At 72.6% G+C, this 24,446-nt stretch carries 22 protein-coding genes; 4 read left to right on the top strand and 18 right to left on the bottom strand.

Translation table 11 applies throughout. The features are described 5' to 3' along the window. Nucleotides 1-12 precede the first annotated feature (12 nt). The 4 genes from ABZ815_RS42100 to ABZ815_RS42085 form a co-directional block, all read right to left on the bottom strand. Nucleotides 13-990 (bottom strand): ABC transporter permease, encoded by a 978-nt coding sequence (locus tag ABZ815_RS42100; protein WP_352358766.1) that lies wholly within the window; start codon nucleotides 988-990, stop codon nucleotides 13-15. Beyond that, entirely contained in the window at nucleotides 980-2,482 is a 1,503-nt protein-coding gene (locus ABZ815_RS42095; RefSeq protein ID WP_357707060.1) for a sugar ABC transporter ATP-binding protein, read from the bottom strand. The genes ABZ815_RS42100 and ABZ815_RS42095 overlap by 11 nt, the downstream gene beginning before the upstream one ends. Beyond that, nucleotides 2,479-3,486 carry a LacI family DNA-binding transcriptional regulator gene (locus tag ABZ815_RS42090; RefSeq protein ID WP_357707058.1) on the bottom strand — a complete coding sequence of 336 codons (1,008 nt, stop codon included), beginning with the start codon at nucleotides 3,484-3,486 and terminating at the stop codon, nucleotides 2,479-2,481. Before ABZ815_RS42090 ends, ABZ815_RS42095 begins: the two co-directional genes overlap by 4 nt. Before the next feature lie 120 nt (nucleotides 3,487-3,606). Then, a complete protein-coding gene (locus ABZ815_RS42085; protein WP_357707056.1) occupies nucleotides 3,607-5,127 on the bottom strand; it encodes an N-acetylmuramoyl-L-alanine amidase in 1,521 nt (506 codons plus the stop codon). Between the two features lie 227 nt (nucleotides 5,128-5,354). Between ABZ815_RS42085 and ABZ815_RS42080 the strand changes: the two genes are divergently transcribed. Then, on the top strand, nucleotides 5,355-7,328 hold the full coding sequence (locus tag ABZ815_RS42080; protein ID WP_357707055.1) for a family 10 glycosylhydrolase: 1,974 nt from the start codon (nucleotides 5,355-5,357) through the stop codon (nucleotides 7,326-7,328). 3 nt (nucleotides 7,329-7,331) lie between these two features. On the opposite strand, the gene ABZ815_RS42075 is transcribed toward ABZ815_RS42080, so the two are convergent. The 3 genes from ABZ815_RS42075 to ABZ815_RS42065 all read right to left on the bottom strand — a co-directional run bounded on the left by ABZ815_RS42075 (nucleotide 7,332) and on the right by ABZ815_RS42065 (nucleotide 8,912). Continuing rightward, nucleotides 7,332-7,820, bottom strand: a complete 489-nt coding sequence (locus ABZ815_RS42075; RefSeq protein ID WP_357707054.1) for a cupin domain-containing protein — start codon at nucleotides 7,818-7,820, stop codon at nucleotides 7,332-7,334. Nucleotides 7,821-7,824: 4 nt separating this feature from the next. Further along, the gene (locus tag ABZ815_RS42070; RefSeq protein ID WP_357707052.1) at nucleotides 7,825-8,430 is read right to left on the bottom strand and encodes a TetR/AcrR family transcriptional regulator; all 606 of its coding nucleotides are present in this window, start codon (nucleotides 8,428-8,430) and stop codon (nucleotides 7,825-7,827) included. A gap of 77 nt (nucleotides 8,431-8,507) precedes the next feature. After that, on the bottom strand, nucleotides 8,508-8,912 hold the full coding sequence (locus tag ABZ815_RS42065; protein WP_357707051.1) for an ATP-binding protein: 405 nt from the start codon (nucleotides 8,910-8,912) through the stop codon (nucleotides 8,508-8,510). A 155-nt stretch (nucleotides 8,913-9,067) separates the two neighbouring features. Here ABZ815_RS42065 and ABZ815_RS42060 point away from each other — a divergent pair, with 155 nt between their 5' ends. After that, nucleotides 9,068-9,880: a helix-turn-helix transcriptional regulator gene (locus tag ABZ815_RS42060; protein ID WP_357707050.1), complete on the top strand. Its 813-nt coding sequence runs from the start codon at nucleotides 9,068-9,070 to the stop codon at nucleotides 9,878-9,880. Next, the gene (locus ABZ815_RS42055) at nucleotides 9,873-10,091 is read left to right on the top strand and encodes a DUF397 domain-containing protein (protein WP_357707049.1); all 219 of its coding nucleotides are present in this window, start codon (nucleotides 9,873-9,875) and stop codon (nucleotides 10,089-10,091) included. Before ABZ815_RS42060 ends, ABZ815_RS42055 begins: the two co-directional genes overlap by 8 nt. 6 nt (nucleotides 10,092-10,097) lie before the next feature. On the opposite strand, the gene ABZ815_RS42050 is transcribed toward ABZ815_RS42055, so the two are convergent. From ABZ815_RS42050 to ABZ815_RS42025, 6 genes are all read right to left on the bottom strand, one after another. Then, on the bottom strand, nucleotides 10,098-11,516 hold the full coding sequence (locus ABZ815_RS42050; RefSeq protein WP_357707048.1) for an aspartate aminotransferase family protein: 1,419 nt from the start codon (nucleotides 11,514-11,516) through the stop codon (nucleotides 10,098-10,100). Beyond that, nucleotides 11,513-12,865, bottom strand: coding sequence for an MFS transporter (locus tag ABZ815_RS42045; RefSeq protein WP_357707046.1), 1,353 nt, complete (start codon nucleotides 12,863-12,865; stop codon nucleotides 11,513-11,515). The genes ABZ815_RS42050 and ABZ815_RS42045 overlap by 4 nt, the downstream gene beginning before the upstream one ends. After that, nucleotides 12,862-13,491, bottom strand: coding sequence for a TetR/AcrR family transcriptional regulator (locus ABZ815_RS42040; protein WP_357707045.1), 630 nt, complete (start codon nucleotides 13,489-13,491; stop codon nucleotides 12,862-12,864). The genes ABZ815_RS42045 and ABZ815_RS42040 overlap by 4 nt, the downstream gene beginning before the upstream one ends. A 61-nt stretch (nucleotides 13,492-13,552) precedes the next feature. Further along, complete coding sequence (locus tag ABZ815_RS42035) at nucleotides 13,553-13,972, bottom strand: hypothetical protein (RefSeq protein WP_357707044.1); 420 nt, start codon at nucleotides 13,970-13,972, stop codon at nucleotides 13,553-13,555. 32 nt (nucleotides 13,973-14,004) lie between these two features. Continuing rightward, entirely contained in the window at nucleotides 14,005-14,661 is a 657-nt protein-coding gene (locus ABZ815_RS42030; protein WP_357707043.1) for a response regulator transcription factor, read from the bottom strand. Nucleotides 14,662-14,690: 29 nt separating this feature from the next. Continuing rightward, nucleotides 14,691-16,757, bottom strand: coding sequence for a histidine kinase (locus tag ABZ815_RS42025; RefSeq protein ID WP_357707041.1), 2,067 nt, complete (start codon nucleotides 16,755-16,757; stop codon nucleotides 14,691-14,693). 143 nt (nucleotides 16,758-16,900) lie between these two features. On the opposite strand from ABZ815_RS42025, the gene ABZ815_RS42020 reads away from it, so the two are divergent. Continuing rightward, nucleotides 16,901-17,545: a hypothetical protein gene (locus ABZ815_RS42020; protein WP_357707040.1), complete on the top strand. Its 645-nt coding sequence runs from the start codon at nucleotides 16,901-16,903 to the stop codon at nucleotides 17,543-17,545. Here ABZ815_RS42020 and ABZ815_RS42015 read toward each other — a convergent pair. The 5 genes from ABZ815_RS42015 to ABZ815_RS41995 are packed head-to-tail and all read right to left on the bottom strand — an operon-like array spanning nucleotide 17,542 to nucleotide 24,441. Next, nucleotides 17,542-19,602: a sensor histidine kinase gene (locus tag ABZ815_RS42015; RefSeq protein WP_357707038.1), complete on the bottom strand. Its 2,061-nt coding sequence runs from the start codon at nucleotides 19,600-19,602 to the stop codon at nucleotides 17,542-17,544. The two genes, ABZ815_RS42020 and ABZ815_RS42015, sit on opposite strands and share 4 nt — an antisense overlap. Then, on the bottom strand, nucleotides 19,599-20,852 hold the full coding sequence (locus ABZ815_RS42010) for a histidine kinase (RefSeq protein ID WP_357707037.1): 1,254 nt from the start codon (nucleotides 20,850-20,852) through the stop codon (nucleotides 19,599-19,601). The genes ABZ815_RS42015 and ABZ815_RS42010 overlap by 4 nt, the downstream gene beginning before the upstream one ends. Before the next feature lie 31 nt (nucleotides 20,853-20,883). Then, nucleotides 20,884-22,062: an ABC transporter permease gene (locus ABZ815_RS42005; RefSeq protein ID WP_357707036.1), complete on the bottom strand. Its 1,179-nt coding sequence runs from the start codon at nucleotides 22,060-22,062 to the stop codon at nucleotides 20,884-20,886. Then, complete coding sequence (locus ABZ815_RS42000) at nucleotides 22,062-22,739, bottom strand: ABC transporter ATP-binding protein (protein ID WP_125641323.1); 678 nt, start codon at nucleotides 22,737-22,739, stop codon at nucleotides 22,062-22,064. The genes ABZ815_RS42005 and ABZ815_RS42000 overlap by 1 nt, the downstream gene beginning before the upstream one ends. Next, nucleotides 22,732-24,441, bottom strand: a complete 1,710-nt coding sequence (locus tag ABZ815_RS41995; protein WP_357707034.1) for a peptidoglycan-binding protein — start codon at nucleotides 24,439-24,441, stop codon at nucleotides 22,732-22,734. The genes ABZ815_RS42000 and ABZ815_RS41995 overlap by 8 nt, the downstream gene beginning before the upstream one ends. Nucleotides 24,442-24,446 lie beyond the last annotated feature (5 nt).

The following is a 24,446-nucleotide window of genomic DNA, read 5'->3' as shown; positions in this document are numbered from 1 at the left end:
TACTTCCTTTTCCTAGTTCGTTCCCCTGCGCCGCAGGGTGTCGACGAGGACCGCGAGCGCGATCACCACGCCGATCACGACCTGCTGCCAGAACGCCGAGACGGACAGCAGGTTCAACCCGTTGCGCAGCACGGCGAGGATGAGCGCGCCGACGAAGGTGCCGAGCGCCCTGCCCTTGCCGCCGGACAGGCTCGCGCCGCCGATGACGACGGCCGCGATCGCGTCCAGTTCGTATCCCGCCGCGGCCTGCGGCTGGGCCGAGGCCAGGCGGCTGGCCAGGACGATCCCGGCCACCGCCGCGAAGACGCCGGACAGCGCGTACGTGATGAGCTTCTGCCGGTTGACCTTGATGCCGGACAGCCGGGCGGCCTCCTCGTTGCCGCCGATGGCGTACATGGCCCGGCCGGGGTACGTGCGGTTGAGCACCACGGCCGCGATCACGCCCATGACCAGCATCACCAGCACCGGGATCGGCAGGTAGTCGCCGAGGGTGTCGCCCAGGTGCGAGACCGAGTCGGGCATCGCGATCGGGCTGCCCTGCGAGATGACCAGGGCCAGGCCGCGGGCGATGCCGAGCATGGCCAGCGTGGCGATGAACGGCGGCAGCTTCCCGTACGCGATCAGGGCCGCGTTGACCAGGCCGCACACGACGCCGACGGCCAGCGAGACCACCACGGCGACCGGCCACGGCAGCCCGGCGCTGGTGGCCGTCCAGGCCAGCACGATCGCCGACAGCGCGGCGACCGAGCCGACGGACAGGTCGATGCCGCCGGTGACGATCACGAACGTGGCGCCGAAGGCCAGGATCGCGGTCACGGCCGCCTGGACGCCGACGTTGAGCAGGTTCGTCACGCTGAGGAAGTCGGACGACAACAACGACAGCGCCACGACCAGCACGACGAGCGCGGCGAGCGCGCCGTTCTCGGCGAACCAGGCCGCGGCGGGCGACCGGCGGCCGGTGAGCTTGTTCGGAACGGTGCTACTTGGCACGGGGACCCTCCACATCCGTGACCGCGAGGGCCATGACGTCGTCTTGCGTGGTCCCGGTCGCGGGCAGCTCGCCGACGAGCCTGCCGCGGGCCATGACCAGAATGCGGTCGCTCATGCCGAGCACCTCCGGCAGATCGCTGGAGATCATGAGCACGGCGTGCCCGGAGGCGGTGAGCGCGTTGATGAGCTGGTAGATCTCGACCTTGGCCCCGACGTCGATGCCGCGGGTCGGCTCGTCGAGGATGAGCACGCCCGCGTCGGCGACCAGCCACTTGCCGATGACGACCTTCTGCTGGTTGCCGCCGGACAGCGTGCGGACCTCCTGGTCCAGGCCGGTCATCCGGATGCCGAGCTGCTCGGCCACCTTCCCGGCGGCCTCGCGCTGGCCGGCGCGGTCGACGAAGCCGGCGCGGGTGGCGGCGCGCATGGTGACCAGGCCCAGGTTCTCGGCCACGTCCGCGCCGAGCACCAGGCCCTGGCCCTTGCGGTCCTCGGGGACCAGCCCGAGCCCGGCCTCCATGGCGGCGTGCACGTCGCCGGGCGCCAGGCGCCTGCCGCGCACGACCACCTCGCCGGCGTCGTAGCGGTCGGCGCCGAAGACGGCCCGCGCGACCTCGGTGCGGCCGGCGCCCACCAGCCCGGCGACCCCGACCACCTCACCCGCGCGCACCTCGAACGACACGTCGTCGAAGACGCCCCTGCGGCCGAGGCCGGAGACCTTGAGCAGCGCCTCGCCGCGTTCGGCGGCCTGGCGCGGGAACTGCTGGTCGATCGGGCGGCCCACCATGAGCCTGACCAGCTCGTCCTGCGGGGTGTCGGCCGGGATCTCGGTGACCGACCTGCCGTCGCGCAGCACGGTCACCCGGTCGCCGATCTCGGCGATCTCCTCCAGGTGGTGGGTGATGAACACGATCGACACGCCCTCGTCGCGGAGCTGGCGGACGATCGTGAACAGCTTGGCGACCTCGCCGGAGGTGAGCACGGCGGTGGGCTCGTCCATGATGAGCACGCGGGCGTCGAGCGCGAGCGCCTTGGCGATCTCCACCATCTGCATCCGGGCGATGCCGAGCCGGGAGATCGGGGTCGCCGGGTCGACGTCCACGCCGACGCGGTCGAGCAGCGCCTTGGCCTGCCGTTCCATGCGCTTCTTGTCCACCAGCCCGAAGCGGCGCGGCGGGCGGCCGAGCGCCAGGTTCTCCGCGACGGTGAGCTGGGGGACCAGGTTGAACTCCTGGTAGATGGTGGCGATGCCGAGCCGCTGGGCGTCGCCCGCCGACCGGATGTCCACCGGCTGCCCGTCGACGGTGACGTGCCCGCCGTCCGGCCGGTACGCGCCCGACAGGATCTTGATCAGCGTGCTCTTGCCCGCGCCGTTCTCGCCGAGCAGGACGTGCACCTCGCCGGCGCGCAGGCTGAGATCGACGCCGTCGAGTGCCACGACACCGGGGAAGACCTTGCGCAGGCCCTCGGCCTTGAGTATCTCCGCGCTCACTCCATGATCCCTTTCCGCTCACAAGATCGGCGAATCACCAGGTGAGCAGGCAGGACGTGCGAGTCGGCCGCCTGCCCGCTCTGGATCCGGCCGATCACGAGCCGCACGGCCAGGCGCCCCATCTCGGCGGTCGGCTGGGCGATGGCGGTGATCGGCGGGGCGGTGTGCTTGAACCAGGTCACGTCGTCGAAGGAGGCGACGGCGACGTCGGCGGGGATGCGCAGGCCCCTGGCCTGGATCTCCTCCAGCCCGCCCAGCGTCATCAGGTTGTCACCGAAGAAGATGGCCTCGGGCGGCTCGGGCAGGTCGAGCAGCTCGGCGGTGATGCGCCGGCCGCTGCCCTCGCGGAAGTCGCCGGGGCGCACGTACTCGGGGCGCACCTCCAGGCCCTCGGCGGCCATCGCGGTGGCGAAGGCGTCCGTGCGCTCGCGTCCGGTGGACAGGGTGGCCGGGCCGGAGGCCAGGGCGATCCGGCGGTGGCCCTGCTCACGCAGGTGGCGGACCAGCTCGGCGATGGCGGCGGCGCCGTCGGAGCGCACGGAGGGCACGTCGAGCCCGGCGATCGTGCGGTCGAGGAAGACCACCGGCCGGCCGGCCTCGGCGAGCTGCTGCACCAGCGGCGTGACCTCGGCGGTCGGGCAGATCAGCAGCCCGTCCACGCGCTGCTCCAGCAGCGTGCGCACGTAGTGGTCCTGCTGGTCGGCGCGTTCGTCGGCGTTGCCCATGACGACCGTGAAGCCCTCGCGCCTGGCCTCGTCCTCGACGCTTCTGGCCAGCTCGGTGAAGAACGGGTTCAGGACGTCGCCGATGATCAGGCCGATCGTCCTGGTCGCGGTCGTGCGCAGGGAGCGGGCGACGGCGTTGGGCACGTAGTTGAGCGCGTTCATCGCGTCGTAAACTCGGCGCCGGGTCTCCTCGTTGACCGAGGGGTTGTCGTTGAGCACGCGGGAGACCGTGGCGACGGAGACACCGGCCTGCGCGGCGACATCCTTGATCCTTGCCATCGTTCCTCCGTGTAATCGATTACACGGCAGCTCATGAAATCGATTACATGATTGGCAAAGTGAAATGGCTCACACCCCCCGGGGGAGAGGGTGTGAGCCGGCTTCGCGGGTTCGGGGGGGTCAGACCTTGCTGATCCGGACCGCGTCGGCGATGACGAGACCCGTGCCGGCGGTCCACCGGCTGATGCCGACGACGTTGTAGGTGCCGGCGTTCAGTGAGAAGGTGCCGATGCTGCGCCAGCCTCCGCCGCCGGAACGCTGGTCGACGTAGACGGTCTGGTTACCGCCCGAGGCCGCCACGATGTACGGCGCCGAGCTGTTGTAACCGGGATCGGACGGATACCAGACCTCCACCTTGTACGTGCCCGCGCTGGGGATCGCGGCCTGGTACCAGGCCGGGTCGCTGGAGGCGACCGGGTCGGCGAAGCGGTAGTCGGCGCCGTAACGCTGGGCGGAGTAGGCGGAGGTGCCCCAGTTGGCGCTGGCGGTGAACTTGCCGGAGGTGGCGTTGTCCACCGTGGTGGACCACGAGGGCGTGCCGCCGCCGGTCACGTAGTTCATGTACGTGGTCCAGTTCCAGTACGACCCCGGGTCGGTGTGGTCGGCGCCGGGAACCTCGTTGTGCCCGATGATGTGGGCGCGGTCCTTCGGGATGCCGTACTTGTCGCAGATGGCCTTGGTCAGGGCCGCCGACGCGCGGTACATGGCGTCGGTGAACCACGAGGCCTCGCTGACGTAGCCCTCGTGCTCGATGCCGATCGACCTGGTGTTGTACGTCCAGTTGCCGGCGTGCCAGGCGACGTCCTTCTCGCGCACCATCTGGGTGATGGCGCCGTTGGAGGACTTGACGACGTAGTGCGCCGAGACCTGCGCGGCGGAGTTCTGGAACCAGGAGATCGTCCCGGCGTACGAGCCCTGCGTCACGTGGATGACCACGCGGTCGATGGCGTAGCTCGACGGCCGGCTTGAGGCGGTGTAGTTGCTGGAGCTGGCCGCGACCCAGGCGGCCGGGCCGTAGTCGGTGCTGAGCACGCCTACGTCGGAGCGGGCGTTCAGGTCGCGGGTGTTGGCGTACTCGCCGCGGTCGGCGGTGACCTCCTGGGGCTTGACGGTCACGCCCCTGGCCTTGATGCCCAGGCCGAGCTGCTCGTAGACCGCGTCGGCGTACAGGCGGGCGGTCTCCGGCGAGGAGGCGTTGCCGTACTTGGCGACGGCCTGGTACCAGCGGCCGGCGTCCTTGCGGGCGGCGTCGTCCAGGCCGAGCTCGTCGGCGTAGGAGCGGAGGACGGCGGCGCCGCCGAGGATGTTGGACTCGTTGTCGGAGCGCAGCTTCTCGACCGGCAGGCTGGTGAGCTCGGCGGCCTTCTCCAGCGCGTGCGCCGTGGGGTTGCTGACCAGATGCATCAGGCCGTAGCCGCCGCTGGCGCTGGGCTTGCCCTGGTGGTCGTCGAGGTGGGTCTCGGCGTAGGCGAGCGCGACCAGCAGGTCGCGGGGGACGTCGCTGGCCGAGGCGGCCTTGGCGAACGCCGCCGGCAGCGCGGGCTCCCTGGCGGCCTGGGCGGCGGGCTGGCCCGCGGCGATCAGTGCGACGGTGAGGGCGGAGGTGGCGAGGGCAGCTAATCGCGTGCGGGCGAGAATCATGGGGGTGCTCCTCGTTGGGGGGTGACGGATGGAACGCGGGCGCGGAGCCGCGGCCCGCGTTTGGCCGCCGAATGCGGCCCAACGTACGTCACCTCTGACACAATGTCGATAATTGACATTACAGACGTGTTAGGTGAAACTTTCCGCCCGCCGTCCAAGGGGTGGCGTGAAAGTTGGGCCCCTGAAAACTATTGCGCTCTGCGGTCGGGGGACTGAAACTTCCTTTCGTGACCGCGCTCCTGCGTACCGTCCTGGCGGCGCTCACCGCCGCCGCCGTCGTCGCCGCCGTGGCTCCCGCCCCCGCCTCCGCAGCCCCCACCTCCGACTCCGCAGTCGCCTCCGCAGCCGCCTGCGCGACCGATCCCGCGACGCCCAAGCGGCAGCTCCGGGCCATGTGGATCTCGTCGGTCGCCAACATCGACTGGCCGAGCCGTACCGGGCTCAGCGTCTCCGCCCAGCAGGCCGAGTTCCGGGCCTGGCTCGACCTGGCCGTCGCCAAGCGCATGAACGCCGTGATCGTGCAGGTCAGGCCCACGGCGGACGCGTTCTGGCCCTCCCCGTACGAGCCGTGGTCGCAATGGCTGACCGGCACCCAGGGGACGAACCCCGGCTACGACCCGCTGGCGTTCATGGTCAGCGAGGCCCACGCGCGGAACCTGGAGTTTCACGCCTGGTTCAACCCGTACCGGGTGGCCAACAACGACGACCCGTCCAAGCTGATCTCCACGCACCCCGCGCGGCAGCACCCCGACTGGCGTTTCGCCTACGGCGGCAAGCTCTACTACAACCCCGGCATCCCGGCGGTACGCGACTTCATCGAGGACGCGATCATGGACGCCGTCACCCGCTACGACGTGGACGGCGTGCACCTCGACGACTACTTCTACCCCTATCCGGTCAGCGGCCAGGCCATCCCCGACTCGGCCGCCTACGCCCAGTACGGCGGCGCGTTCCCGAACATCGCCGACTGGCGGCGCGACAACGTCAACCTGCTCGTCCGCGAGCTCGGCCAGCGCATCCACACCGCCAAGTCGTGGGTGTCGTTCGGGATCAGCCCGTTCGGGATCTGGCGCAACTCCTCGACCGACCCGCTCGGCTCGCGTACGTCGGGTCTCCAGTCGTACGACGCGATCTACGCCGACAGCCGCCAATGGGTCAAGCAGGGCTGGATCGACTACCTGGCGCCGCAGATCTACTGGCATATCGGCTTCTCCACGGCCGCCTATGAGGTGCTGACCGCGTGGTGGTCGGACGTCGTGCGCGGCACCGGCGTGCAGCTCGTCGTGGGGCAGGCCGCGTACCGGGCCGGCGCCTCGGGGCAGGAGGCCGCCTGGCAGGACCCGGCCGAGCTGAGCGACCACCTGTACGACAACAGGAAACATTCTGAGATCGCCGGTGACGTCTACTTCAGCGCCAAGGACGTCAAGGCCGACCGGATCGGGGCGATCACCAAGCTCGTCACCGACCACTACGCCAAGCCCGCCCTGCTCCCCGCCCGTGGCTCCGGGGCCGCGCCCGCCGCGCCCACGATCACCTCGGCCACCGCGGGCTCGAACGGCGTCCAGCTCGCCTGGACCGGCTCCGGCACGGCGTACGCGGTCTACCGCGTGGCCGGCGCGCCGCCCTCGGCCGATCCGTGCTTCTTCGCCGACGCCCGCAACCTGATCGCCACCACCAGGCAGACGTCCTACACCGACCCCGGCGGCGGCGCGTCCACCTACTACGTGACCGCGCTGAGCAGGACCCACCAGGAGAGCGCGCCGAGCGCGGGCCGGGCGACGGGCGGCACGGGCGGCTTCAGCGTCGTGATCGACAACGCCGACGCGGGCTTCACGGCCTCCGCGTCCTGGGGCACCTCGTCCTACTCCACGCAGGCGCACGGCGCCGACTACCGCTTCGCCGACCCGGTCGCGGCCAGCGATCCGGCCTGGTTCCGGGCGTCGATCCCGAGCGCGGGCAGCTACCGGGTGGAGGTCTGGTATCCGGCCAACGCGGGGTACAACGGCTCCGCGCCGCACATCGTGGCGGCCTCGGGCGGCAACCAGACCGTGAATGTGGACCAGCGCACCGGCGGCGGGGCGTGGCGGGTGCTGGGGACGTACACGCTGGCGGCCGGGACGTACAACGTGGTCGGGGTGAGCCGGTGGACCTCGGCGACCGGCTACGTGATCGCCGACGCCGTCCGGATCACGAAGGTCTGACCCTCAGGAGCGGGCCTTCGTCCACGCCGGGCTGTCGAGGAAGTGGTTGTCGAAGCGGTCCTGCGAGGCCAGCAGCTCTTCGAGCGTGGCCTCGCCGGTCTTCAGCCGGGCCAGCAGGCGGAAGTACTCGAACCGCTCGACGCCCGGCGTGATGACGATCAGCAGGTCCGCCTCGGCGCCGGGGGCCGCGCCGAAGGCGTGGGCGACGTCCGGCGGCACGACGGCCACGTCGCCCTGCTCCAGGATGATCACCTCGTCGCCGGACAGCACCTGCACCCGGCCGTCCAGGACGTAGAACATCTCGGAGGCGGTGGTGTGCGTGTGCGGGACCGCGCCGTCGGCGCCCTCGCCGAGCGTGATGCGCATGGTGCTCAGGGCGCCGCCGGTGGCGCTGGAGTCGAGGAGCATGCGGCCCGTACTGGGCGGGCCGCCGATGATCTCGGCGTCGACGGAGCGGATGACGGCGGTGGTGCGGGGGTCGATGAGCGACATGGTGTTATCCGTTCTCAGGGGTGGCGCCGCGGAGGGCGGTGTCCACGAGGCGTTCGGCGTAGGCGCGGTCGACGGGCAGGCCGGTGATCAGGACGCGGTAGTACAGGGCCCCGGCGAGCTGGTCGAACAGGGCCTCGACGTCGAGGTCGGCGCGTAGCTGGCCGCGGTCCCTGGCCTTTTCGAGCAGGGCGCGGGCCAGGGTGTTGCGGCGGGCGTACATCTGGCGTTCCAGCTCGCCGACGTCCGGGTGGCGGGCGGCGGCGGCCACGAGCTCGGCCACCGTGCCCGCCGACGCGTCCTCGTCACCGGGCGCGCGGCCCGCCGCACGCATCCGGTTGAGCCCGGCCGCGATCTTCTCCAGGTACGCGGGCAGGTCGCGCCGGATGTCGCCGGTGTCGGTGATCTCGTCATGGTCCTGGAGCCGGTTGACGACGGCCAGGGCCAGGTGGTCCTTGGTCGGCCAGCGGCGGTAGAGCGTGGTCTTGGCGATGCCGGCCCGCTCGGCGACCTCGTCGGGCGACAGGCCGGCGTAGCCGCGGGTGAGCAGCAGCTCGGTGGCGGCCTTGATCACGCTCTCGTCGACGTCACTCCTGCGCGGCCGTCCCACCATGCCTGCCTCCTTTTCACTACCTGAGTAGCGTAACTGGCGGCGGACGAATTACGCAACCCGAGTATCGAAACTAGGTCCTACCGAGAAACCAGCGCCCACACGATCCGCTCTCCGGCCCTGTCCAGGTAGGTGCCCCACAACCCGTTGGTCAGTTCGTGCACCAGCCGGAGTCCGCGTCCCGACTCGTCCGCGTCCAGTGGCAGGCGGGGGCGCGGAACCAGCCCGTTCCGGCCCGGGTCGGCCACGGCCGGCCGCCAGAACCCCGCCTCCGGGGCGAGGGACAGCCGCACCCACTGTGCCTTCGCGTGCTGCAACGCGTTCGCGACCAGCTCCGAAGCGATCAGCCGCAGGTCGTCCAGGGCTCGGTGATCCGCGCCCAGCCACGCCGTCAGCTCGGTACGCGCCAGCCGGGGCAGCGTCGCCGGGTCTTCGAGCTCGCCGACCGTCCACACCTTGACGCCCGCATGCAGGGAACTGTACATGATCACCTCCGGGATGGGCGTACAGGCCGGGACCGCTTGTACGCAGGTTCTGAGGATGCGCTTGATTCGGCTGACGAGCCCATGGAATCGGCCGTACAGTTCCTTACAGTGAGTACGCCATGCCTCTGCGTGAACGTTTGTGGGAAGGGCGTGACATGCCGAAGGAAGAAGAAGCGGAGGCGTGGGCCGAGTACGCCAGACGCCTGCGTGCCTTCCGTACGGACCACGGGTTGAGCCAGGAGCGTCTGGCGGACCGGCTGGCCTACAGCGAGAGCGCGGTCGGGCACGTGGAACGCCTCCTGCGCAAGCCGAGCGAGGACTTCACCCGCGAAGTGGAGAAGGCCCTCGGCCTCAAGGGCCAGTTGACGGAGCTGCTGCCGCAGATCCACGGCGCGCTGGGCCCGCGCTGGTTCCGCGAGTGGCCGAAGGTCGAGGCGGCGGCCCACACCATCAGGACGTCCGAACCCCTGCTGATCCCCGGCCTGCTCCAGACGGAGAGCTACGCCAGACATGTGTTCCTGGGCGAGCCAGGGGTCGTGGAGCAGGAGGCCGAGGAGGCCGTACAGTTCCGGCTGCACCGGCAATCCGTCTTCAGCCGCGCGTCCCCGCCCATGTACTCGGCCCTCGTGGACGAGAGCGTCCTGCATCGGCCGGTCGGCGGCCCGGAAGTGATGAGAGAACAGCTTGCCAAGCTGCTCGACGTGCTCAACCCGCCCTACGTCACGCTCAGGATCATCCCTCTCAGGGCGGGGCTCACCGTGGGGTGTCTCGGAGCCTTCGAGGTGGCCACCCTCCTGGAGGGAGGCCCCGATCACGCCTACCTGGAAAGCGCCGAGGAGGGGCGGGTGACCAATCGCGCCAGGACGGTTCAAGCGCTTATCGTGCGATGGGAGGCACTGTCCGGCATGGCGTATCCCGTGGACAGGAGCCGCGAGATCATCCGTGAGGTGATGGAGAGCTATGAGTGATGTGAGCGGTCTCCGTACGGGCGTGTGGGTCAAGGCGACGGCGTCCGGGGGAAACGGCGGGAGTTGTGTCGAGGTGATGCGGCGGGCGGATGACAGCGTTCTCATCCGGGACACCAAGGACCGGGGTGAAGGCCCCACTCTGGCCTTCACCCGGGACGAATGGCTCGCCTTCCTCGACGGGGCCGCCAAGGGGGAGTTCGACCTGTCCTGATCCAGGTCAGGCGTACATCACCGACAGGAAGCGGAGCAGGAGGGCTTCCCTGGTCTCGGCGGGCAGGGCGTCGAGGACCGCGTTGACCGTCGCCATGCCCGGCTGGCCCGCGCCCGGACGCAGGTCCACGCCCACCGAGGCGGCCAGTTCGGCGAACGTCGCGTCGTCCAGGGCGTCCAGGTCCAGGCCGGCGATCAGCTCGACCAGGCCGTCCGGGACGACGGCCAGGCCGCGCCGCCGGGCCGCCTCCGCCGCGTCGGCGATCACCCTGAGCATCGCCTCCACGCCGTTCAGCGTCACGCCGGTGACCGTGACGTGCAGGTTCGCCGGGATGCCCGCGTACGAGAGCTGCGGTTGCAGGAACCAGCCGCGCTCGCGGGCCGCGTCGGCCAGGACGAACACGTCGAGGTCGTCCCCGGCGAAGGCCACCAGTGAGGACTCGGGCGCGCCCAGGACGCGCAGTCCGGGGATCGCGGCGATGCCCTCCCGCAGCCGGGCCGCCGCCTTGAGGGTGGCGCGGCCGAGCTCGACGTACCCCTCCCGGCCGAGCGCCTGGAGGGTGGCCCACGCGCCGCCGAGCGGCCCGGCCGACCTGGAGCTCTGCACGGTGGCGTTGATGATCGTGTAGCCGGGCCAGGCGGCCGAGGCGAAGTACGCCCTGCGCCGCGTCGCCGGGTCGGCGAACAGCACCACCGAGGCGCCCTTCGGCGCGTAGCCGAACTTGTGCAGGTCGCAGGAGAGGGACGTGACCCCCGGTACCGACAGGTCGAACGGCGGCACGTCGGCCCCCGCCTCCCGCAGCCACGGCAGCAGCCAGCCGCCCACGCACGCGTCCACGTGGCAGGCCACGCCCGCCTCGGCCGCCACGGCGGCGACCTCCGCGACCGGGTCGATCACGCCCTGCGGGTACGAAGGCGCCGAGACCACCACCAGGACCGTGTCCTCGTCGATCGCCGCCGCGACGTCCTCCACCCGCACCTTGTACGTCTCCAGGTCCACCGGCACGGCCTTGACCCGCAGGCCCAGGTAGTGGGCCGCCTTGTGGAAGGCCGGATGTGCGGTCACCGGCAGCACGAGGTTGGGGGCGGCCCGTCCGGCGGCGTCCCGGGCGGCCTTGACGGCCAGCATGATGGACTCGGTGCCGCCGCTGGTGAAGATGCCGTGGCCGCCGCCGAGCAGCTCGGCGACCGCGCCCACGACCTGCTTCTCCATCTCGACGATGCTGGGGAACGCCGTCGGGTCCAGACAGTTGACCTCCAGCATCTCGAAGTACGCGCGGGCCGCCGCCTCGTGCACCTCCGCCCGGCCGGTGTCGTACACGTACGCGGTCACCTGCCCGCCCCGCACCGGCAGGTCGTGCTGTTTCATCCTGGCGACCTCGGCCAGCAGGTCCTCGGTGGTTCTTCCGGACAGGGGGAGGGTCACACGGTCTCCTTGGCGAGCGCGGGGGCGAGGGCGAGCCGTCCGTACCGGACGACGAACGGCAGGCTGATCAGCATGAGTACGGCGGGCAGCGCGGTGAAGCCGAGCAGCAGCCCCGTCAGCGCGCCGGACGGCTGGGCGACGGGCGACTCCACGGGCGCGGAGACGAACCCCGACAGGGCCAGGACCAGCGCGAACAGGCCAGGGCCGAGGGCGAGCCCGGCGGTCTCGCCCGCCGTCCACAGCCCGGTGAACGCCCCGGCCTGCGCGTGGCCGGTACGGGCGGCGTCGGCGTGCACGGTGTCCGGCAGCAGCGACAGCGGCAGGAGTTGCAGCGCGGCGTAGCAGACCCCGGCCAGCGCCGTCAGCGCGAGCGTGGCGGCCAGGCTGCCTGCCGCGATGGCGGGGACCAGGGCCAGCGCCACGACGGCGAACCCGGCCGAGGCGACCAGGTAGCAGCGCACGGTCCCGTACACACGGGCCAGCCGGGCCCAGCCGGGCACCGCGAGCATGCTCGGGCCCACCAGGCAGACGAACATCACCGAGGTCAGCCCGTAGTCGCCCAGCCGGTACGAGGCCACGTACGGCGCGCCCGCCAGCATCACCGCCACCCCGAGCGCCTGCGTGACGAACGCCGCCAGCAGCGCGAAGAACGGCCGGTTGCCCCGGGCCAGGCGGAAGGCCGCCGCCGGGCCGAGCTGCCGGGGCCCGGGACGCGACGACACCCACCGCGTGCCCAGCGTGGCGGCCACGAGGGCGGCGGCCATGACGGCGCCGATCGCGACGCCCATGACCGCGTACCCCGGCCGGCCGCCGCCCGCCAGGTCCACGACGGCCGGGGCCAGGCCGCCCGCGACCAGGATGCCGACGGTCAGGCAGACCACCCGCCACGACATGACCCGGGTCCGCTCGGCCGGGCTCGCCGACATCTCCGCAGGCAGCGCCACGTACGGCACCTGGAAGCACGCGAACGCGGTCGCGGCCAGCAGGAACGCCACGCCCGGCCACACCGCCCCCGCCATGCCGCCGGAGACGCCGCCGGGCACGGCGAACATCAGCGCGAACGCCACCGGCAGCGTGGCCGCGCCCACCGCCAGCAGCCGCGTCCGGCGGCCGGTGCGCACGGCTTCCCGGTCGCTGGCGGCGCCGACGAGCGGGTTGAGCAGCACGTCCCAGATCTTCGGCGCGACCAGCACGGCGCCCGCGACGGCGGCGGGCACGCCGAGCATGTCGGTGAGGTAGTAGAGCAGCAGCAGGCCGGGGACGGCGGAGAACACGCCGGTGCCGACCGAGCCGACGCCGTAGCCGAGCAGCCGGCCACGCCCGAGCCGGCCGACGTCGGTCGCCGTCATCGCGGGTCGCCGGGGAGGGCGAGGGTGCGGTGGAGGGTGAGGTGGAGGTGGGCGCGGAAGCGGCGGAGCGCGGCCCGGTCGCCCGCGCCCCGGCGGCAGCCCTCGGCGTCGAGCACGCCGCCCTTGGCGAAGCCGTGGATCGACCAGATGACCGTCCACATGGCGTACTCCAGGTCGACCGTGCCGTCGATCACCCCGGCCTCGACCGCCGGGCGCAGCGCGCCGGTCACGGCGGAGACCAGGGGCTGGACGTACTGGCGTTCCAGCTCGGTGATGTCCCCGGCGTCGGAGAGCCAGCGGTGCATCCACAGCGCGGGGATCTCCGGGTTGTCCACGCAGAAGTCGAGGTAGTCGTCCACCAGGCCGTGGATGGAGGCGACCGGGTCGCCACCGGGCAGGCGGGCGAGCGCCTTGTCCAGCGCCGCCTTCTCCGCCCGGTGCGCCCGTTCCATGACGGCCAGGTACAGCTCCCGCTTGCCGCCCACGTGGTAGTTGACGGTGGCGATGTTCATCCCCGCCGCGTCGGCGATCTGGCGCGTCGAGGTGCCGTCGTAGCCGAGCGCGGCGAACAGCTGCGTGGCCGCCTTGAGGATCACGGCCGGCTGTCCGCCGTCGGCAGGTCTCATACGACCGACCGTAGTTCCGCCCGCACCTATTGGTCAATCGCTTGATGGAGAGGCTTTCGGGTCAGTCCGGCGCCCAGTACTTGACGAGGGCCTTGTCCAGGTGCGCCACGACCGGCTTCCAGGTGCGGGGCAGCGTGTAGCGGGTGGCGCGATGGCCCTTGTACGCCAGCGTGTAGCTGAGGAAGTCCGCGCCCTGCGGCGGGCGTTCGGACCGGCCGATCTTCAGTTCCTTGAGGTAGCCGCGCAGTTGGCGCTCCTCCTTGGCCGTGAGGCACTTGGCCACCACGGGCCCGGTACGGCGGCTGAGCCGCACGCAGCCGTCGGTGTAGACCGTCACGCGGTTCTGCAGCCCCGCGAAGCCGCCCTCCTCGCGCAGGTCGACCAGCACCTTCTTCTGCGTGGTCACCGCCTCGGCGGGCAGCGCGGAGGCCGTGACGGCCAGCGCGAGCGCGGGCAGCAGCACGATTCGCCAGATCTTCATACCCTCTATGACGTACCCAGGCCCCGAACGGCTCACCTTCCGAGGCCGGCGTCGCGGGCGCGGACGATGGCCTCGGCGCGGTCGGCGACGTGCAGCTTGGCGAAGATGTTGGAGACGTTGTTGCGTACGGTCTTCGGCGACAGGAACAGGGCCGAGGCGATCTGCGCGTTCGAACGGCCCGCCGCCACCAGTGAGAGGATCTCCCGCTCGCGCGGCGTGAGCTGCGGGAAGACCGGGTCGCCGGGCGTCGAGGCGGCCCCCTGGAAGAACTCGGCGACCCGCAGCGCCACCGCCGGGCCGAAGATCGCCTCGCCGTGCGCCACGGCGGTGATCGCCCGTACGATCTCGCCCTGGCCGGCGCCCTTGAGCAGGTAGCCGCGTGCCCCCGCGCGCATCGCCGCGAACAGCGTGGCGTCCTCCTCCGACATGGTCAGCACGACGACGGCGACGTGCGGGCTGTCGGCCACGATGCGCCGGGTGGCCTCGATGCCGTCGAGCCCCGGCATGCGCACGTCCATCACCACCACGTCCGGCTGGAGGTCGGCGGCGCGCTCGACCGCCTCGGGGCCGTCGGCGGCGGTGCCGGCCACCTCGATGCCGGGGATCGAGCCGAGCAGCAGCGCGAGCCCGTCCCGGTAGACCGGGTGGTCGTCGGCCAGCAGGACCCTGATCGGCTCCTGGTCAGACATCGGCGGCCTCCACCCGTCTCGGCTCCTGGCTAGACATCGGCGGCCTCCACCCGCATCGGCAGCCGGGCCAGGACCAGGGTGCCGCCGCCGGGCGGGCAGGTCACCTGGCAGTCGCCGCCCAGCTCGGCCGCGCGCTCGCGCAGCGAGAGCATGCCCACCCCCGCCGCCACCTCGGGGCCGATGCCCGCGCCGTCGTCGCGTACCGCCACCTCAAGCGTCCCTTCCCGCACAGTGAGCGTGATGTCGCAGCGTGCCGCGCCCGCGTGCCTGGCCGCGTTGGCCAGGGCTTCGGACACGATACGGTAGGCCGCCACCTCCACCGCCGCGGGCAGCGCGTCCAGCGGGCCGTCGCCGGTGACGCGCACGTCCAGGGCGGTGGTGCGGAACCGTCCGGCCTGCTGCTCGATCGCGCGCAGCAGGCCCAGCTCGTCCAGCGCGGGCGGGCGCAGGTCGTGAACCAGCCTGCGGACGTCCGCCAGCACCCCGCCGACCTCGGCGGCCGTCTGCTCCAGGATGCGGTCGGCCTGCTCGGGCGCGCTGCCGGCCAGGTTACGGGCCGCCTCGATGCGCAGCGCCACCGCGCCCAGGCTCGGGCCGAGCCCGTCGTGCAGGTCGCGGCGGAGCCTGCGGCGCTCCTCCTCGCGGGCCAGCACGAGCCGGGCGCGGATGCGTTGCAGATCGGTGCTCAGCTCGACGGCCCGCGCCGCGGCGGCGGCCTGGCGTACGAGGTCGCCGAGCAGCCGCTGGTCCCGTTCCGTCAGGTCGGTACGGCACAGCACGAGCCGCCCCACGGTCTCGCCCCGGTAGGCCACGGGCAGCGACACCGACGGCCCGCGCGGCGACCCGTGCTCCACCACGGAACGTTCGCCGCCCGGCCGCTCGATCTCCACCCGGACGTAGGCCAGCCGGAACGCCTCCGCCAGCGTCGTGGCCACCGCGAGCAACTGCTCGTCCGGGTCCGTGGCCAGCTCCAGCCGTTCGGCCAGCGTCGAGACCGCCGCGTACGGGTCGTCCCGGGAGCCGCGCACCAGCCTGCGGACCGCCCGCCAGAGCCAGGTGCGCAGGGGGGCGTACAGGACGGCGACGATCGCGATGGCGGCCAGGGCCGAGTCCCGTTCGCCGAGGACGCTGCCGACCAGCGTGAACACCAGCACGTCCATGAGCACCACGAGCGCGGCGAGCAGGCCGTAGGCGACGGTGGCCGACAGCAGCCGGTCGATGTCGTACAGGCGGTACTTGGTCACCGCCACCACCACGGCCGCGGCGGTGAACGCGATGGCCAGCGTCAGCAGCGCCGCCGGGATCTGCGGGGACAACGACAGCGGGAGCAGGAGCACGATCATGTCGACCAGCGCGGCCCACATCAGCCAGCGGATCTGGGCCCGCCGCTCGGCGTCGGCGAGCACGTACCTGCGTACCATCGACGCGAACGGCACCACCAGGCTCACCAGGACGGACGCGTACGCCAGCGCCAGCGCCGGCTCCCAGAACGCGTACGGCAGGTTTAGGGACAGGAAGTCGAGGCCGAGCCGCGCGATCTCCGGCGGCATCGCCTGGTCGTGGTAGCGCTCCATGACCGCCGTCGGCGCGGTCACCAGCAGCGCCGTGAGCAGCCCGGTCAGGACGAGGCTCGTCACCGACAGCGCCCGCCACACCCGCCCCGGCGGCAGCCGGCCGTCCGGGAACAGCAGGATCAGCAGCGGCAGCCCGAGCAGCAACGACGCCCCGAACCGCGAGTACGACCAGTACGCCGCCGCGGCCCCCGGCAGGCCGGGCGAGACGTAGGCGGCGTGGGTCGCCCAGCTTCCCAGGAGCCCGTCCAGCAGCCACAACAGCCCGAACACCGCCAGCACCCAGGCCACCGGATGCCGCGGCAGCCTGCGCAGCAGCAGCGCGCCGGGGACGAGCTGCGCGAGCCCGGTCAGCGCGGCCGGCCACCCGGGTTCCAGATCCGAGGCGGGCGGCAACCGCACGTCCCCGGCGGCCACGTCCAGCGCCACCGTGGCCACCGCCATCCCGACCCCGGCCGCGGCCACCCCGACGGCCCACCACCCGCGTGCCGCCGCCAGAGGGGTGGAAGGTCCGGTTTCTGTCACGGGACGTATTACACCCGAGGTTGTGTCCTCATGTCCCGGGACAGGGGTCCCGTCGGCGGCGGGACCGGCGGCTCTGCCGGCCCGGGGCGGCCCGCCGGAAACCTGGAGGCACGACATCCCCTGAACGAAGAGAAGGACCTCCCGTGGACGCCAAGATCAGCACCACCCCCGCCAGGGCGCGCACCGACGTGCCCACCGGCCCGACGCCCTCCGGCGCCCCCGCCATCGCCCCCGCCACCGTGCGCAGGCTCGGCGTCGCGCTCGCCGTCGGCACGCTGTCCTGGGCAGCCAGCATCTTCGTCTACGGCAGCCAGGCCCAGGGCTTCGGCGAGCGGGTCGGCGACCTGACCGGGCTGCTCTTCCAGCTCGGCATCTTCGCCCTGCTCGCCGTGCAGATCCGGACCCGCGCGACGGGCACGTCCCGCCTCGCCAGGGTCATGCTCAAGGTCGAGCTGGTCCTGCTCGGGCTGGCCGCCGTCTGGTCGCTGCTGCACGGCGTCCTGCCCGACAGCGCCCAGGACGGGCCGGTGATGCAGGCGCTCGACGTGTTCTGGCCGGTGTCCATGCTGGGCATGATGGCCATCGGCATCAAGATCGCCTTCACCGGGCGCTGGCGCGGATCCCTGCGGTGGTGGCCGCTCATCGCCGAGAGCTGGGCCGTGGTGACGGTGCCGACGTACATCCTGTTCGGCGACTCGGTCTCGAACTGGGTCGGCGGCTTCCACCTGGTCATCGGGTACGCCACCCTCGGCGCGCTCCTCGCGCTGCGCCCCGGCCTGACCGACTAGGCCGGTGGTGTGAACGGCAGGACGGCGGTGACCTCGGTGCCGCCGCCTGGGCGGGGGGCGATGGCGCAGGTGCCGCCGATCTCGGCCGCGCGCTCGCGCATCGACGTCAGCCCCACGCCCGGCGACGGCTCGTCGGGCAGCCCGGTCCCGTCGTCGGCGACCGACACCCGCAGCTCCCCGGCCTCCCGCCGCAGCGTGACCAGCACCGAGGTGGCCTGGGCATGGCGGCGCGCGTTCGTCAGCGCCTCCTGCACGATCCGGTACGCGGCCGTCTCCACCGCCGCCGGCAACCCGTCGAGCAGCCCTTCGGACCCGTCGGCGGCCGGGGGCACGGTGACCTCGACGCTGGGGCCCGGGGCCTGGCCGAAGGCGCGGAGGGCGCCCGCGAGGCCCAGCTCGTCCAGGACCGGCGGCCGGAGGCCGTCCACCAGCTCGCGCACCGACATCAGCGTGCTGGTCATCTCCTCACGCACCCGGACCAGCAGCTCCTCCACCGCCTCGGGGTCGCGCTCCAGCCGCCGCCGGGCCTCGTCCAGGGTCATCGTCACGCTGGTCAGCGTGGGGCCGAGGCCGTCGTGCAACTCCCTGCCCAGCCGGCGCCGCTCCTCGTCGCGGGTCGCGCTGATCCGCTCGTGCGAGTCCCGCAGGTCGGTGCTCAGCCGTACGGCGTGCGCCAGCTCGGCCAGGTGCTTGGCCATGACGTCCAGCGGCTCGCGGCCCGGCCGCGTCCCGGCGATCCGCAGCCGCCCGACCGGCTCGCCGTGCCAGGTCAGCTCGACGGTCCGAGGGCGGGCGCCCAGCTCGCCGTCCACGAACGACAGCGCGGGCTCGCCCGGCACCTCCACGCCCACCCCGCGGGCGCCCAGCGACGTGCGCACGACGGAGATGGCCTCGGCCAGCGCCCCCGCCGGGTCGCCGGCCCGCTGCACGGTACGGCTGAGCAGGTCGGCCGCCCGGTACGGGTCGCGTTCCACGTTGAACAGCCGGTCCACCGAGCGCTGGAGCCGCAGGCGTACGGGATGGAAGGCCGCGCCGGTGACCATCGCGGAGGCGAGCCCGGCCACCGCGCCGTAGTCGCCCGCCACGCTGTTGGACGCCCAGATGAGCACCGAGTACGTGACACCGGCGCCGACCGCGAGCGTGCCGTACACCAGCGTGCGGTTGAGGATGAGCCGGATGCCGTAGAGCTGGTGGCGCAGGACGGCGGCGATGATCGAGATGGGGATGCCCGCGGCCAGGAAGATCCGTACGGCGAGGATGAAGGTGTCCTGGGTGCCCGCGCTGACGATCCAGTAGACGACGAAGATCGCCATGGCGTAGAAGTACCAGGTGATCTGGCGGCGTACCTCGGGCGTCGCCGCCCTGTACCGGTAGCGCAGCGAGACCACGCCGAGCAGGCATAACAGGATCATCGGCGGCCCGATCCACGACTCCACGACCTCGGGGATCCTCCCCAGCGCCGCCACCCCGAACGGGTTGCCCACGGGCACGTCCAGCTCGAACGACGGGTCGGGGGACAGACCGAGCAGCAGCGAGTGCCCGACCATGAGCGTCAGGTTGCCGTAGAGCACCGGCCGCCAGCGCCTGGACGGCAGCCGCCCGTCGGGGAAGAGCAGCGGCATGATGCCCGTGAACGTGGGCACCGCCAGCAGCCACAGCCAGATGGCCGGCCAGGCGACGTAGGGCAGGAGCGGGCCGGGCGCGTGGAAGTACATCCAGCCGGTCAGCGAGAACAGCAGCGAGTACGCCGACCAGACCACCCCGGTGGCCCACATGAGCCACGGGAACAGCAGCCTGGGCCGCTGGGAGATCAGGAACGCGCCGGCGAGCGGGAACAGCAGCCCGATCGGGTCGAGCCCCTGCGTCTCGGCCAGCCCCTCGACCTGCGCCGCCAGCACCGCCGCCGCCAGCACGGCCGTCAACGAGGCGGCCGCCGACGCCCACACCACCGCCATCACGGCCCGCCGCCACCCTCTCGCCCGCCCCCTCCGGCCTTCCCGCTCGGGGGCGGGGGCCGTGGGAGTGGGGGCCGGGTCGTTGGGGGGTGTGGGGGTCATCGCGGCTCCCTGATCGGCAGTCTCGCGACGACCTCGGTGCCGCCGCCCGGGCGGACGTCCAGCTCGCAGACGCCGCCCACCTCCTCGGCCCGTCCGCGCATCAGGGCGGCACCCTGGCGGCGCTGCTCGGGCAGGCCGATCCCGTCGTCGGACACCGTCAGCCAGAGCGCGTCCCGCCGCTCCACCCTGATCAGGGCGGTGGTGGCGCGGGCGTGCCTGCGCACGTTCGCCACCGCCTCGTGCGCGATCTTGTACGCCGCCACCTCCACCGCCGCGGGCAGGGTGGCCAGCGAGCCGGAGACCACCACGTCCACCCTCGGGCCGGGGGCGTCGGCGAGCAGCCGTAGGGCGCTCTCCAGGCCCAGCTCGTCCAGGCCGGCGCCGTCGAGGGCGGGCGGGCGCAGGCCGTAGACCAGGTCGCGGACGTCCACGATGGCCTCGGTCATCTGCCTGCGTGCCGTGCTGAGCAGCGGTTCGACCGAGCCGGGGTCGCTGGCCAGGCTGAGCCGGGCCTGGTCGACGCTGATCGCCAGGTTCGTCAGCGTCGGGCCGAGGCCGTCGTGCAGGTTGCGGCGGAGTGCGCGGCGCTCCTCCTCGCGGGTGGCCATCATGCGCTCGCGCGAGCGTTGCAGGTCGGCGCTGAGCCGTACGGCGTGGGCGACCTCGGCGAGCTGCCTGGCCAGCATGTCCAGCAGCGCCCGGTCGCGCGGCTCGCCGGCGACCGACAGCCAGCCCATCGACTTGCCCTGCCAGACCAGGCGTTCGACCGAGGGGGACGGGCCGAGCTCGCCCGCGACGACGCTGCGCACCCGCCCGCCGGGCAGGACGACCTCGACCCCGACGCCGCGCGCCCCCAGGGCCAGCCGGACCGCGTGGGCCGCCGACGCCAGGGCCTCGGCCGGCCCCCTGGCCTCCTGCACGCTCCGGCTCACCCGGTCGGCCAGCCGGTACGGGTCACGCTCCCACTTGAACAGCCGGTCCACCGCGCTCTGCAGGCGCAGCCGTACGGGCTGGAACAGCGCGCCCGCGGCCAGCGCGGCGATCAGGTCGGACCACGAGCCGAGCAGGCCGTCGAGCGCGCCGACCCCGAAGTAGACGGCGCCGACCACGGCGGTCAGCCCGAGGTAGACCAGGGCGCGGTTGAGCAGGACGAGGGTCCGCTCGCGTCCGCGCAGCCCGGACAGGACCGCGGCCTTGACGAGCAGCGGTCTGGCCGCCCTGAGCAGCACCAGCCGGACGTTTTTCCCCATATGTCCGGCACATCATAAAGTGGCGGGACCCTTATCGCAGAGCGTCCACCGGCTGCATTTTCGCCGCCCGCAGCGCGGGGTAGAGCCCGGCCAGCAGACCCACCACCGCCCCGGCCACCGGTGCGGCCAGCGCGAGCTGCACGTCGAGGAGCGGCGTCCACTCCCGGGCGGCCGAGACGGCGACGACGGTGACCACCCCGAGGCTCGTGCCGATCACGCCTCCCGCCAGCCCGACCAGCGTCGACTCCAGCAGGAACTGGGCGGCGATGTGCCGCCTGGCCGCCCCGAGCGAGCGGCGCAGGCCGATCTCCGGCACGCGTTCCATCACGGTGACGAGCGTGACGTTCGCGATGCCGACCGCGCCGACCACGAGCGAGACCAGGCCGAGGATCAGGAAGAGCGCGTTGACGTCGTCCTGCGCCTGGTCGCGCGCCCTGGTGGGGCTGGGCGGGGCCATCACCTGCAGCATGTCGCCGTTCCCCGGGCTGAGCGCGGTGGGCGCCTGCCGGGCCACCAGGTCCGCCGCGCCCAGACTCGTGTTGACCAGCACCCTGGTGACGTCCCGCAGCCCGAACTGCCTGCCCACCGTGGGCGGCACGAACACGGCGGTGCTCAGGTTCCGCTCGCGGCGCAGGTTGCCCAGGATGCCGATGACCGTGTACGCGTGCTTGCCGATGAAGATGGCCGGCGCCCGGTCGAGGCGGCCGACGCCGAGCAGCTTGGCCGCCTGGTCGCCGATCACCGCCACCCGGTCGCGCCGCTCGATGTGCCCTCGGTCGTAGAACCTGCCCTGCACCATCCTGCCGCGCGCCGCCTCGGGCAGCCCGGTCGTCGCCGCCAGCACGGTCAACGACTGCGCGGTGACCCTGGTGGGGTCCACGATGTCATTGGAGCGCACGGACAGGTTCGCGCTGTCCTCCGACTCGGCCAGCGCGGCGGCGGACTCGACGCCGCGCAGCCTGGTCAGCCGGTCGATCGAGTCCCACTCCACGAGCGGCGTGTTCGGCGACTCCGGCACCTCCACCGTGATGGCCGTGGCCACCAGCGCGTCGAAGCGGCCGACGATCTGGTTGCCCGCGGTGGCGGCCACGCCGAGCGTGATGACCAGCGTGGTGATGCCGAGCACGGTCCCGAGCGTGGTGAGCGCCGAGCGCACCGGCCGGGCGAGCATGCCGGCCATGGCCTCGCCGAACAGGTCGCGTACGTGCATCACTCCTCCTCCACCAGGATGCCGTCGGTGATCCGCACCCGGCGCCCGGCCCGCTTGCTGACCTCCTGCTCGTGGGTGATGACCACGAGCGTCATCCCCTGCCCCCGCAGCTCGTCGAACAGGCCGAGCACCGATTCGGTGTTGCGGCTGTCGAGGTTGCCCGTGGGCTCGTCGCACAGCAGCAGGGACGGCGCGCCCATGAGGGCCCTGGCGATGGCCGTACGCTGGCGCTCCCCCCCGGACAGCCGGTCGGGCGCGAACCCGGTCCGGTGGCCGAGGCCGACTCGTTCCAACGCCGCCAGGGCCCGCTCCCGCCTGCCCTTACGCGCCTGCCCGCCGTAGGTTTCGGCGAGCATGACGTTCTCGACCACGCTGCGGTGGGAGAGCAGGTGGAAGGACTGGAAGACGAAGCCGATCCGGTCGCCGCGCAACCTGGTCCTGGCCCCGTCGCGCAGGGTGGTGGTCTCCGTGCCGTCGAGGCGGTAGCTGCCCGAGCTGGGGCGGTCGAGCAGGCCGAGCACGTTCAGGAGGGTCGACTTGCCCGAGCCCGACGGGCCGACGATGGCCAGGTAGTCGCCCCTGTCCACCCGGAGCGTGACGCGGTCGAGCGCCCGGACCGGCGGTTCGGCGGCGAACTCCCTGCTGACCTCCGCCAGCGAGATCACCGGCTCAGGCACCGCTGACCACCACCCGGTCGCCCTCCTTGAGCGCCCCGGCGACCTGGACGTTCCCGTCGGCGGTCAGGCCCGTACGCACCTCGACGTCCCTGGTCTGGTCCGTGGCGTACTCGACCCGCACCCGGGCCCTCCCGTCGGCCCCCGTGATCACGGCCGCCACCGGCACGACCAGCACCGGCTCCTTGGTCTCCCCCACCGTCACCCGCGCCGTGACGGCGGTCCCCGGCTTGAGCCCCTTCATCGAGGCGGGCGTGATCAGGACGGGCTCCGACCCGTCCTTGGCCTCCTCGGCGCCGGGCACCTTGGCCTGGTCGCCGACCGCGGTGAGGCGCGCTTCGTACGTCTTGCCCGTGTCGAGCTCGATGGCCGCCTCCATGCCCGTGCGCAGCAGCTCGGCCTCCGTCGCCTCCACCGACCCCGTCACCGTGAGCGCCGAGCTGGTCACCGTGGCGACCTCCTTCTCGACCTGCTGCCCCTGCTTGACCGAGACCTTGCGCACCCGGGCGGGCAGCTTCGGCAGGAACACCACCTCGCCGGGCGGGATGGAGGTCCCGTACGTACGCACGAACTCCGCCAGCATCCCCTTGGCCGCCGCCACGTCCTTACCGGCGTTGGTCACCTTGAGCTTGGTCGGGGAGAGCTGCCTGGCCTGGCGCAGCGCCTGCTCGGCGGTGGCCTTGGCCTCCTTCGCGGTCCGTACGGCCTTGCGCAGCTCCACCAGGCTCTTCTCCCTGGCCTGCCGCGCCTCCTCCGCGACCCGCTCGCGCGCCTCCAGAGCCGCCGCCAGATCGGCCTGGGCGTTCCGGACCCGCAGCTCCAGCAGGCTCGTGTCGGTCGAGGCCGTGGGCTGCGGGGTGGCGGTGGCCGCCGGCGTGGGCTGTTTCCTGGCCTCGGCCAGCGCCTGCTCGGCCTCGGCCAGCTTCTCCTGCGCCGCGCGCACGGCCGCCTCCGCCGTCGCCATCCTGGTCTCGTCCTCCGGCGTCACCACCCGGGCCTCGGCCTCCTGGAGGGCGCGCTCCGCCGTCTTCAGGTCCGCCTTGGCGTTGGCCAGCCTCATCTTGAGCGGCAGCACGTCGCGCCCCTGGTCCAGCGCCTTCTTCTCGGCGGCGAGGGTCTCCTGGGCAGTCTGTACGGCCTTGCGCAGCGTGTCGTACGCCTGCCGGTCGGTCAGCGTCGGCTGCTGCACCTCGTACCCCTTCTTCGTGTACATGCGGGTGACGGCGGCGATCGTGGCCTGGTCGAACACGCCGGAGACGGGACCGCCGTACCCCAGCCTGCGCAGCGCCCGCTGGAGCTGCTTGACGTCGTCCCCCTTGCCGCCGGGGGCGATCGTGCGGTGCATCGGCACGGACCCGCGCAGCGCGAACACCGGGCGGCCGTTTACCTCCAGGAAGACCGCGCCCTCCGTGAGCCGGCCCTGGCGCGGCGCCCGGGTGGCCCGCTGCTGCTCGGCCGTGCCGCCGACCGCCCCGGCCAGGCTGACCGGCAGGGGCGAGCCGTACTCCAGCGTGCCGCTGACCACGATGGTGCTGACGAGCTTGCGGCGCTCGACGGCGGCGGTGACGAGCGAGGCCCGCGGCGCGGCGCGGCGCGCCGCCTCGTCGGCGGGGGAGCGCAGCTGGGAGCCCACGGCCCAGCCGGCGCCCGCGATGATCACCACTCCGGCGACGATGCCGGCGAGGAGCTTGCGCGGTGACTTCATGAGGT

Origin of the sequence: Nonomuraea sp. NPDC047529 (genome assembly GCF_040642995.1) — a bacterium.
Classification (GTDB): Bacteria; Actinomycetota; Actinomycetes; order Streptosporangiales; family Streptosporangiaceae; genus Nonomuraea.
Note: the sequence above shows the minus strand (reverse complement) of the source record. Positions and strands in the feature narration are given on the sequence as shown.

Coding starts and splice junctions, on each gene's coding strand:
- ABZ815_RS42090 (WP_357707058.1), bottom strand. CDS start 3,486: ATGGCAAGGATCAAGGATGTCGCCGCGCAGGCCGGTGTCTCCGTCGCC.
- ABZ815_RS42075 (WP_357707054.1), bottom strand. CDS start 7,820: ATGTCGCTCATCGACCCCCGCACCACCGCCGTCATCCGCTCCGTCGAC.
- ABZ815_RS42045 (WP_357707046.1), bottom strand. CDS start 12,865: ATGACGGCGACCGACGTCGGCCGGCTCGGGCGTGGCCGGCTGCTCGGC.
- ABZ815_RS42010 (WP_357707037.1), bottom strand. CDS start 20,852: ATGGGGAAAAACGTCCGGCTGGTGCTGCTCAGGGCGGCCAGACCGCTG.
- ABZ815_RS42030 (WP_357707043.1), bottom strand. CDS start 14,661: ATGTCTGACCAGGAGCCGATCAGGGTCCTGCTGGCCGACGACCACCCG.
- ABZ815_RS42055 (WP_357707049.1), top strand. CDS start 9,873: ATGAGTGATGTGAGCGGTCTCCGTACGGGCGTGTGGGTCAAGGCGACG.
- ABZ815_RS42060 (WP_357707050.1), top strand. CDS start 9,068: ATGCCGAAGGAAGAAGAAGCGGAGGCGTGGGCCGAGTACGCCAGACGC.
- ABZ815_RS42065 (WP_357707051.1), bottom strand. CDS start 8,912: ATGTACAGTTCCCTGCATGCGGGCGTCAAGGTGTGGACGGTCGGCGAG.
- ABZ815_RS42070 (WP_357707052.1), bottom strand. CDS start 8,430: ATGGTGGGACGGCCGCGCAGGAGTGACGTCGACGAGAGCGTGATCAAG.
- ABZ815_RS42085 (WP_357707056.1), bottom strand. CDS start 5,127: ATGATTCTCGCCCGCACGCGATTAGCTGCCCTCGCCACCTCCGCCCTC.
- ABZ815_RS42005 (WP_357707036.1), bottom strand. CDS start 22,062: ATGCACGTACGCGACCTGTTCGGCGAGGCCATGGCCGGCATGCTCGCC.
- ABZ815_RS42040 (WP_357707045.1), bottom strand. CDS start 13,491: ATGAGACCTGCCGACGGCGGACAGCCGGCCGTGATCCTCAAGGCGGCC.
- ABZ815_RS41995 (WP_357707034.1), bottom strand. CDS start 24,441: ATGAAGTCACCGCGCAAGCTCCTCGCCGGCATCGTCGCCGGAGTGGTG.
- ABZ815_RS42035 (WP_357707044.1), bottom strand. CDS start 13,972: ATGAAGATCTGGCGAATCGTGCTGCTGCCCGCGCTCGCGCTGGCCGTC.
- ABZ815_RS42015 (WP_357707038.1), bottom strand. CDS start 19,602: ATGACCCCCACACCCCCCAACGACCCGGCCCCCACTCCCACGGCCCCC.